At 71.4% G+C, this 9,374-nt stretch carries 2 protein-coding genes; both read left to right on the top strand.

Features of this window, described 5'->3' with window-relative positions; translation table 11 throughout:
* Positions 1-9 precede the first annotated feature (9 nt).
* Positions 10-9,027, top strand: a complete 9,018-nt coding sequence (locus tag ABZ354_RS28350; protein ID WP_358661537.1) for an SDR family NAD(P)-dependent oxidoreductase — start codon at positions 10-12, stop codon at positions 9,025-9,027.
* A gap of 130 nt (positions 9,028-9,157) precedes the next feature.
* Positions 9,158-9,374 (top strand): polyketide synthase docking domain-containing protein (locus ABZ354_RS28345; RefSeq protein WP_358661535.1); only part of this gene is annotated, 217 nt, incomplete at its 3' end.

Below are 9,374 nucleotides of genomic sequence, written 5' to 3'. Positions count from 1 at the left end.
GACCAGTGGGTGGACTGGTCGCTGCTGGAGGTGTTGCGGGGCGAGTGCGATCCGGGGTTGTTGGCTCGGGTTGATGTGGTGCAGCCGGCGAGTTTTGCGGTGATGGTGGGGCTGGCGGCTGTGTGGGGTTCGGTCGGTGTCCGGCCGGATGCGGTGCTGGGGCACTCACAGGGGGAGATCGCAGCGGCGTGCGTCGCGGGTGCGTTGTCGCTGGAGGACGCGGCGCGGGTGGTGGCGCTGCGCAGCCAGGCCATCGCCGCGCGACTCTCCGGGCGTGGCGGTATGGCGTCCGTCGCGCTGAGCGAGGAAGAGACTGTCGGGCGGCTGGAGCCGTGGGCGGGCCGGGTGGAGGTCGCTGCGGTCAATGGTCCGTCGTCGGTGGTGATCGCCGGTGATGCGCAGGCGCTGGACGAGGCGCTGGAGTCGCTGTCCGCCCACGGTGTGCGGGTGCGGCGGGTGGCGGTGGATTACGCCTCTCACACCCGGCATGTGGAGGACATCCGGGACACTCTCGCCGAAGCACTGGCCGGCGTGACGGCGCAGGCGCCGGCGGTGCCGTTCTACTCGACCGTGACGGGTGGCTGGGTGGAGGACGCCGGGGTGCTGGATGCCGGCTACTGGTATAGGAACCTGCGGCAGCAGGTGAGCTTCGGCCCGGCCGTGGAAGACCTTCTCGGCCGCGGACACGGGGTGTTCGTGGAGGTCAGCGCCCATCCGGTGTTGGTCCAGCCGGTCACCGAGATCGTTGACGACAGCGGTGCTGACGCTCTGGTGACCGGGACGTTGCGCCGTGAGGATGGTGGCCTGCGGCGGCTGTTGGCCTCGATGGCGGAGCTGTTCGTCCGAGGGGTCGGTGTGGACTGGGCGGCCATGCTGCCCCCCGGGGCGGTGGCGGCCCGGGTGGACCTGCCGACGTACGCCTTCGACCACCAGCACTACTGGCTTCAGCCCGCCGCGCCGGCCGCTGACGCGGAGTCAATGGGGCTGGCCGGTGCCGATCACCCGATGCTGGGCGCGGTGGTGCGGTTGCCGCAGTCGGGTGGGTTGGTGTTCACGTCGCGGTTGTCGTTGCGGTCGCATCCGTGGCTGGCCGATCACCGGGTTGGCGGTGTGGTGCTGGTTCCGGGTACTGCGTTGGTGGAGTTGGCGGTGCGGGCGGGTGACGAGGCCGGGTGCGGGGCGCTGGAGGAACTCGTGACCGAGGCGCCGGTGGTGCTGCCGGAGCGTGGCGGCGTGCGGTTGCAGGTCTCGGTCGGCGGTGCGGGTGCGGACGGGTCGCGCACGGTGGAGGTGTACTCACTGCGTGAGGACGCTGCCGGTGGGGGTGATGAGGCGTGGACGCGGCACGCTACCGGCCTGCTGTCGGCGGCCACGGTTCCGGCGGGTGGTGACGCGGGCTTCGATTTCGCCGCCTGGCCGCCGTCGGGTGCACGGCCGGTCGAGGTCGGGGACTTTTACGGCGGCCTGTCCGAGCGGGGTTACGGCTATGGTCCGGCGTTCCAGGGTGTGCGGGCGGTGTGGCGGCGCGGGGAGGAGACGTTCGCCGAGGTTGTCCTGCCGGAGGAGCAGCGGGGGGAGGCCGGCAGGTTCGGCGTGCATCCCGCCTTGCTGGATGCGGCTCTGCAGGCCGGGACGATTGGTGCCGGGTCGGACAGGGGGGCCGGGGAGTCCGGTGAGGCCACGTTGGCGTTCGCGTGGAACGGACTGGTGCTGCATGCCGCGGGTGCTTCGGCGTTGCGGGTGAGGGTCGCACCGTCCGGTCCGGACGCGCTGTCGTTTCAGGCGGCGGACGAGACCGGTGGACTGGTTCTGACGCTGGACTCGTTGGTGTCCCGGGCGGTGTCGGCGGAGCAGTCGGGGTCGGCGGGGGCGGCGGACGCGGTCGTCGCCGACTCGCTGTTCCGCGTCGACTGGACCGAACTCCCCACGGTAACGGGGCCCGAACTGTTGCCGTCGTGGGTGGCGGTGGCCACTGCCGGTGAGGTGACGGATCTTGTCGACGACGTTGCCTCGGGCGCCGACGTACCCGCCGTGGCGCTTCTCGAGGCCGTCGGCGGTGATGGCGAAGGCGCCGTCCTGGCCCTGTCCTCGCGGGTGTTGGAGGTCGTGCAGGCGTGGCTGTCCGGGGCCGGGCTGGAGGACTCGCGGCTGGTGGTCGTGACCCGGGGTGCGATGCCCGCCGGCGGTGACGGTGCGGTGACGGACCCCGCCGGGGCGGCCGTGTGGGGCCTGGTCCGTGCGGCCCAGTCCGAGAACCCTGACCGGATCATCCTGCTGGACGCCGATCCCGCTGCCGAAGGAGGCTGCGCAGAACCGGTGCTGGGTGCGGTGCTGGCCAGCGGGGAACCTCAGGTCGCCGTTCGCGGTAGGGCACTGTCGGCCCCCCGTCTCACGCGTGCGACTGGAGAAGTCCCCGGTCGGCGAGACGTGTTCGGGCCGGAAGGGACGGTCCTCGTTTCGGGTGGCGGGGCGTTGGGCGGTCTGGTGGCCCGTCACCTTGTCGCTCGTCACGGGGTGCGGCGTTTGGTGCTGGCGAGTCGGCGGGGTCCGGATGCCGAGGGTGTGGCGGAGTTGGTGGCCGAGCTGACCGGGCTGGGTGCTGCGGTGTCGGTGGTGGCGTGTGATGTGTCCGAGCGTGCGCAGGTGGAGGCGTTGCTGGGGTCGGTGCCGGACGCGTATCCGCTGACCGGTGTGGTGCACACGGCCGGTGTGTTCGATGACGGGCTGATCGGGACGCTGACTTCGGAGCGGTTGGCCAAGGTGTTCGCGCCGAAGGTGGACGCGGTGCGGCACCTGGATGACCTGACGCGAGGCATGGGACTCGGCGCGTTTGTCGTGTTCTCGTCCGTCGCGGGGCTGTCCGGTGGCGCCGGCCAGGGCAACTACGCGGCGGCGAACGCGTACCTGGACGGGCTGATGGCGAGTCGCCGGGCGGCGGGCCTGCCCGGACTGTCGCTGGCCTGGGGCCTGTGGGAAGAGACCCTCGGCATGGCCGGCCACCTCAGCAGCGTCGATCAGGCGCGTGCCGGCCGGAGTGGCGTGCGCGCGATAGCTCCGGTGGAGGGTATGGCGCTGTTCGACGCCGCTGTGGGGTCGGGCGAGGCGTTGTTGGTGCCGGTCAAGCTGGACCTGCGGGCGTTGCGTACTCAGGCCGTGTCCGGCGGTGGGGCCGTTCCGCATGTGTTGCGGGGTCTGGTGCGGGTGGGTCGGCAGTCGGTCCGAGAGGCCGGCGCCGGGGGTGGCGGGTTGGCCCGTCGGCTGGCCGGGCTTGCGGTGGGGGAGCGGGAGGCGTTGCTCTTGGACCTGGTGCGTACGGAGGCTGCGGCTGTGCTGGGGTACGGCGGGCCGGAGGGGGTGCGGGCGGATACGGCGTTCAAGGACGCCGGGTTCGACTCGCTGACGTCGGTGGAGCTGCGCAACCGGATGCGTGAGGCGACCGGCCTGAAACTCCCCGCCACGCTCGTCTTCGACTACCCCACCCCGCAGGCGCTCGCCCGCCACCTGACCGAGGAGTTCGGCGACGTGGTGGCGCCCGTGACGGTGAGTGCGCCGGTCGTGGTAGCCGACGCGAGTGAGCCGCTTGCCATCGTGGGTATGGCGTGCCGGTATCCGGGTGGTGTGTCGTCGCCGGAGGATTTGTGGAGGCTGGTGGTCGACGGGGTTGATGCTGTTTCCGGGTTTCCGGACGATCGGGGCTGGGATCTGGAGGGTTTGTTCGATCCGGATCCTGACAGTGCGGGGACGTCGTACACGAGCGAGGGTGGTTTCCTGCGGGGGGCGGGGCTTTTCGACGCGGGGTTCTTCGGGATTTCGCCCCGTGAGGCGCTGGCCATGGACCCGCAGCAGCGGCTGCTGCTGGAGACCTCCTGGGAGGCGTTGGAGAACGTCGGTGTCGATCCGGCCTCGTTGAAGGGGACCGACGTCGGAGTGTTCTCCGGGGTGTCCAGCCAGGGCTACGGAACCGGTGTGCTGGCACCGGAAGTGGAGGGTTTCGCGGGGACTGGACTGGCGTCGAGTGTGGCGTCGGGCCGGGTGTCGTACGTCTTCGGCTTCGAGGGCCCGGCCGTGTCCGTGGACACGGCGTGTTCGTCGTCGCTGGTGGCGATGCATCTGGCGGCGCAGTCGCTGCGGCAGGGCGAGTGCTCGATGGCGCTGGCGGGCGGTGCGATGGTGATGGCGACACCCGGCGCCTTCCTGGCGTTCTCCCGCCAGCGGGGCCTGGCCGAGGACGGGCGGTGCAAGGCGTTCTCCTCGGGCGCGGACGGCATGGGGCTGGCCGAAGGCGTGGGTGTGGTGGTGCTGGAGCGGCTGTCGGTGGCGCGGGAGCGTGGACATCGGATCCTGGCGGTGCTGCGGGGCAGTGCGGTGAACCAGGACGGTGCCTCCAACGGCCTGACCGCTCCGAACGGCCCGTCGCAGCAGCGGGTGATTCGCCGGGCGTTGGCGAGTGCCGGTCTCTCGCCGTCGGACGTGGATGTGGTGGAGGCCCACGGGACCGGTACGGCCCTGGGTGACCCGATCGAGGCGCAGTCGTTGCTGGCGACGTATGGGCAGGGGCGGGAGTCCGGGCGGCCGTTGTGGCTGGGGTCGTTGAAGTCGAACATCGGGCACACCCAGGCGGCTGCGGGTGTGGCCAGTGTGATCAAGACGGTGCAGGCGTTGCGGCATGGTGTGATGCCGCCCACTTTGCACGTGGATGAGCCCACGCGGCAGGTGGACTGGTCGGTGGGTGCGGTGGAGTTGTTGACCGAGGCGCGGGAGTGGGTGCGGGGTGATCGTCCTCGGCGGGCGGGGGTGTCGTCGTTCGGTGTCAGTGGCACGAACGCGCACCTGATCCTGGAGGAGGCGCCCCCTGAGGAACCGCCGCCCCTGCCTGCCTGCGTGGGTGTGGTGCCGTTGGTGGTGTCGGCGCGGAGTGCGGGGTCGTTGGCGGGGCAGGCGGGTCGGCTCGCGGCTTGGGTCGAGAGTCCGGACGGGGCGTCGCTGGCGGGTGTGGCCGGGGTGTTGGTGTCTGGTCGTGCGGTGCTGGGTGAGCGTGCGGTGGTGTTGGCGGGTTCGGAGGGGGAGGCGCTGGCGGGGCTGGGGGCGTTGGCGCGGGGGGTGAGCGGGCCGAACCTGGTGTCCGGCAGTGCGGCTGGCTCGGATGCGTTGGGCCGGGTTGTGTGGGTGTTTCCGGGTCAGGGTTCGCAGTGGGTGGGGATGGGGCGTGAGTTGCTGGATGCCTCGCCGGTCTTCGCTGAGCGGGTCGGGGAGTGTGCTGCCGCGTTGGGGCGGTGGGTGGACTGGTCGCTGCTGAAGGTGTTGCGGGGCGAGTGCGATTCCGACTTGCTGGACCGTGTTGATGTGGTGCAGCCGGCGAGTTTCGCGGTGATGGTGGGGCTGGCGGCTGTGTGGGGCTCGGTCGGTGTCCGGCCGGATGCGGTGCTGGGGCATTCGCAGGGGGAGATCGCGGCTGCTTGTGTGGCGGGTGCGTTGTCGCTGGAGGACGCGGCGCGGGTGGTGGCGTTGCGCAGTCAGGCGATCGCCGCGCGGCTGTCGGGGCGTGGGGGTATGGCGTCCGTCGCGCTGAGCGAGGAAGAGACTGTCGGGCGGCTGGAGCCGTGGGCGGGCCGGGTGGAGGTCGCCGCGGTCAATGGTCCGTCGTCGGTGGTGATCGCCGGTGATGCGCGGGCCCTCGACGAGGCGCTGGGCGCGCTGTTCGGTGACGGTGTGCGGGTGCGGCGGGTGGCGGTGGATTACGCCTCTCACACCCGGCATGTGGAGGACATCCGGGACACCCTCGCCGAAGCACTGGCCGACGTGACGGCGCAGGTCCCGGCGGTGCCGTTCTACTCGACCGTGACGGGCGGCTGGGTGGAGGACGCCGGGGTGCTGGATGCCGCGTACTGGTATCGCAACCTGCGGCAGCCGGTGCGCTTCGGCCCGGCGGTAGAAGACCTGCTCGATCACGGGCACGGTGTGTTCGTGGAGGTCAGCGCTCACCCGGTGCTGGTCCAGCCGGTCACCGAAGTCGTTGACGACGCTGGCGTTGATGCTGTGGTGACCGGGACGTTGCGCCGGGAGGACGGTGGCCTGCGGCGGCTGTTGACCTCGATGGCGGAGCTGTTCGTCCGAGGGGTCCGTGTGGACTGGGCGGCCATGCTGCCCCCCGGTGCTGGAGCCGCTCGGGTCGAGTTGCCGACGTATGCCTTCGACCACCGGCACTACTGGCTTCAGCCGGCCGAGTCGGGCGCTGACGCGGCCTCGTTGGGGCAGACGGCGGTCGGTCATCCGTTGTTGGGTGCGGTGGTGCGGTTGCCGCAGTCGGGTGGGTTGGTGTTCACGTCGCGGTTGTCGTTGCGGTCGCATCCGTGGCTGGCCGATCACCGGGTTGGCGGTGTGGTGCTGGTTCCGGGTACCGCGTTGGTGGAGTTGGCGGTGCGGGCCGGTGACGAGGCCGGGTGCGGGGCGCTGGAGGAACTCGTGACCGAGGCGCCGGTGGTGCTGCCGGAGCGTGGCGGCGTACGGCTGCAGGTCTCGGTCGGCGGTGCGGGTGAGGACGGGTCGCGCACGGTGGAGGTGTACTCGCTGCGCGAGGACGCTGCCGGTGAGGGCGAGGAGACGTGGACGCGGCACGCCACCGGTCTGCTGTCGGCGGCCACCGCACAGGCGGATGACGCAAGCTTCGATTTCGCCGCCTGGCCGCCACCCGGAGCGCGGCAGCTCGTGGTCGACGCCGGTGACCTGTACGGCGGCCTGTCCGAGCGGGGTTACGGGTACGGTCCGGCGTTCCAGGGCGTAAGGGCGGTGTGGCGGCGCGGCGAGGAGATCTTCGCCGAGGTCGCCCTGCCGGAGGAGCAGCGGGGGGAGGCCGGCAGGTTCGGCATTCATCCCGCACTGCTGGACGCGGCCCTGCAAGCGGGGATGTTCGGGGCTGAGTCGGACGTGGCCGCGGAGGATCCCGGGGAGCCGGTGATGCCGTTCGCGTGGAACGGACTGCTGCTGCACGCGGCGGGGGCCCCGGCACTTCGGGTACGGCTCGTCCCCGGCGGGCCCAGCACCATGTCACTGCAGGCCGCCGACGAGGCCGGCGGCTTGGTACTGACGATGGACTCGCTGGTGTTGCGGGCGGTGGCGGCCCAGCAGTTGGAGACGGAGGCGAATGCGGTCCGCGACGCGCTGTTCGGTGTGGAGTGGAGCGCGCTGCCGCCCCCGCCCCGGGAGGCGGAGCATTCACGGTCGTGGGTGGCGGTGGCCACTGCCGGTGAGGTGACAGATCTGGCCGACGACGTTGCCTCGGGCGCCGATGTACCGGCCGTGGCGCTCCTGGAGGCTGTCGGCGGGGCCGGTGAGGATGCCGTACTGGCATTGGTCTCGCGGGTGTTGGAGGTCGTGCAGGCGTGGCTGGCCGGGGCGGGGCTGGAGGAGTCGCGGCTGGTGGTGGTGACCCGGGGTGCGATGCCCGCCGGCGGTGACGGTGCGGTGACGGACCCCGCCGGGGCGGCCGTGTGGGGTCTGGTCCGTGCGGCCCAGACGGAGCATCCGGGCCGGATCGTCCTGGTGGACGCCGATCCTGCTGCCGTAGATGTCGGCGTGGAGCCGGTCCTGGGCGCGGTGCTCGCCAGTGAGGAACCGCAACTGGCGGTGCGCGGTACGGACCTCCTCCTTCCCCGGCTCGCACACGCCACCCCTCCAGTCCCGGACGCGGCATGCACGAGGTTCGGGCCGGAGGGCACGGTCCTGGTCACGGGCGGTGGGTCGTTGGGTGCGCTGGCGGCCCGGCACCTCGTGGTCCGGTATGGGGTGCGGCATGTGGTGCTGGCGAGTCGGCGTGGTCCGGATGCCGAGGGTGTGGCGGAGTTGGCCGTCGAACTGGCCGAGCACGGGGCCGTTGTGTCGGCGGTGGCCTGTGATCTGTCCGACCGTGACCAGGTGCGGGTTCTGCTGGAGTCGGTGTCGGAGGAGCGTCGGCTGAGCGGTGTGGTGCATACGGCCGGGGTGTTCGATGCGGGTGTGATCGGGGCGTTGACGCGGGAGCGGCTGGGCAGGGTGTTCGCGCCGAAGGTGGACGCGGTGCGGCACCTTGATGAGCTGACCCGTGGCCTGGACCTGGACGCTTTCGTCGTGTACTCGTCCGCGTCGTCCGTGTTCCTGGGCGCCGGGAGTGGTGGTTACGCGGCGGCGAACGCGTACCTGGACGGGTTGATGGCGCGTCGCCGTGCGGCGGGCCTGCCGGGACTGTCGCTGGCCTGGGGTCCGTGGAAGGAAGCCACCGGCATGGCGACCACCATCGATGACGTCACCCGGACCCGGATGAGCCGGCGTGAGGGACGCGGGGGAGTCCTGGCACTGGAGTCCGCAGAGGGCTTGGAACTGTTCGATGCCGCTCTGGGTTCCGGTCGGGCGCTGCTGGTGCCGGTCAAGCTGGACCTGCGGAAGGTCCGTGCCGACGCGACGACCGGCGGCGGAGTGCCACACCTGCTGCGCGGCCTCGTACGGGCGGGCCGGAAGTCGGCACACGCCGTGGTCGCCGGCGACGAACGTCGGCAACTGCCGGACCGGCTGGCCGGGCTGGCAGCGGCGGAGCAGGAGGCACTCCTCCTCGACCTGGTCCGTACGCAGGCCGCGATCGTGCTCGGCCACACCGGGCCGGGCGGGATCCGGGCGGACCTGGCCTTCAAGGAAACCGGGTTCGACTCGCTGACGTCGGTGGAGCTGCGCAACCGGATGCGTGAGGCGACCGGCCTGCCGCTGCCCGCCACACTGGTCTTCGACCACCCGACCCCTCAGGCACTGGCGACCCATCTGCTCAGCGAGCTGGCCGTCGGCGAGGGGTCTCCCGCTGATCCGGTGCTGGCGGGCCTCTCCGGTCTCGAGGCGGCCATCCAGTCCGCGGCGTCCGACGGCGAGGCCCGGGAGCGGATCACCGTACGCCTGCGGCAACTGTTGAGGACTGCCGAGACGCTGGGAACCGCGGCCCCGTCCGACGACGATCTCGAAACCGCCAGCGACGAGGAGCTGTTCGCGCTCGTCGACCGCCACGACTGAGCCGGACCCGGACCGTCCGGGGCGCGGGCCGCCCCCTCGGTGAACCGTCCGTACGGCCCGTCGGCCCGCCCAGAGGGTGCGGGGCGCCCTCCACGGCAATCGCACACATCATTTTCGGGAGCTGAATTCAGTGGCTGACGAGGCACAACTCCGCGACTACCTCAAAAAAGCCATCGCCGATGCCCGCGATGCCCGAAAGCGACTGCGTGAAATCGAGGCCCGGGCGAGTGAGCCGCTGGCCATTGTGGGTACGGCGTGCCGGTATCCGGGTGGTGTGTCGTCGCCGGAGGATTTGTGGAGGCTGGTGGTCGACGGGGTTGATGCTGTTTCCGGGTTTCCGGACGATC

Source organism: Streptomyces sp. NPDC005925 (assembly GCF_040638805.1).
Lineage (GTDB): Bacteria > Actinomycetota > Actinomycetes > Streptomycetales > Streptomycetaceae > Streptomyces.
This window is presented reverse-complemented; position numbering and strand designations above follow the sequence as displayed.